We start from the raw sequence: 1,153 nt of genomic DNA on the forward strand, positions 1-1,153 counted from the left end.
ACGTAGAACCACGCTATCGCTGCTGATTGCATCGAGCCTGTTTATGGCGGGATGTCAACCAAGCCAAGAAGGAACTGAGCAAGGTGGTGGCGCCGCTCCCGCAACCGAAGTGAATGTGTTGACGGTTGAACCTGTTCGACAAGCTTTGACGGTTGAGTTGCCGGGCCGCAGCCGTGCATTTAAAGAGGCGGAAGTCCGCCCACAGGTAACGGGTATTATTTCAGAACGTAACTTTGTTGAAGGTGGCGTTGTGGAAAAAGGTCAGTCGTTGTATCAAATTGATGACTCTTCATTTCAAGCGGATTTGCTTAGTGCAGAAGCGGAGCTGATTCGTGCGCAAGCTTCTGAAGAATCGACGTTTGCAACCGTTAAACGTTACCGCGCATTGATTACCAAGAAATCGATCAGTCAACAAGATCTGGATGAAGCAGAAGCGGCTTACAAAGAAGCGAAAGCGCAAGTGCTCGTAGCCAAAGCGAAGATCAATACTGCAAAGATCAATTTGACTTATACCCGTGTGAAAGCGCCGATCAGTGGCGTGATCAGCAAGTCAAATGTGACTGCGGGAGCGTTGGTTACGGCAAACCAAGCCGACAAGCTAACGACGATTCAACAACTTGATCCGATCAACGTGGATATCGTTCAGTCTTCTGCTCAATTGCTACGACTAAAAGCGGCGCTTTCTCAAGGCCACATGCAAGAAGATCAATCTGCGCAAGTTGCATTGACGCTTGAAGATGGCTCGACTTACGAGCACAAAGGCACAATGAAGTTCACGGAAGTTAACGTGGATGAAAGTACGGGAAGCGTGACTTTGCGAGCGGAATTCCCAAATCCTGATGGTTTACTTCTTCCGGGTATGTTCGTGCGTGCGACCGTGATTACTGGTGTTGACCCTAGCGCGATTTTGATCCCGCAAAATACCGTGACTCGCGATGCAACAGGCAAAGCTTCGGTGATGACGGTGAGTGCTGATAATACCGTTGCGATTACGCCAGTCATTACGGCGGAAGTTATAGACAACCAATGGCGCATCATTGATGGATTAAAAGCCGGTGACCAAGTTATTACGGCGGGTTTGCAAAAGGTGCGTCCGGGTAGCCCAGTCACCATCCAAACGGGAGAGCAGGGATAATCATGGCTCGATTTTTTA

Annotated in this window: 1 protein-coding gene; it reads left to right on the top strand. The window is 49.3% G+C overall.

All coding sequences use genetic code 11. The features are described 5' to 3' along the window. A partial coding sequence (vmeA, locus tag R7Z78_RS24585) for a multidrug efflux RND transporter periplasmic adaptor subunit VmeA (RefSeq protein WP_318117042.1) occupies positions 1 to 1,135 on the top strand: 1,135 nt, incomplete at its 5' end. Positions 1,136 to 1,153 lie beyond the last annotated feature (18 nt).

Origin of the sequence: Vibrio sp. 1167, from assembly GCF_033340375.1 — a bacterium.
In the GTDB taxonomy this organism is placed as follows: domain Bacteria; phylum Pseudomonadota; class Gammaproteobacteria; order Enterobacterales; family Vibrionaceae; genus Vibrio; species Vibrio alginolyticus.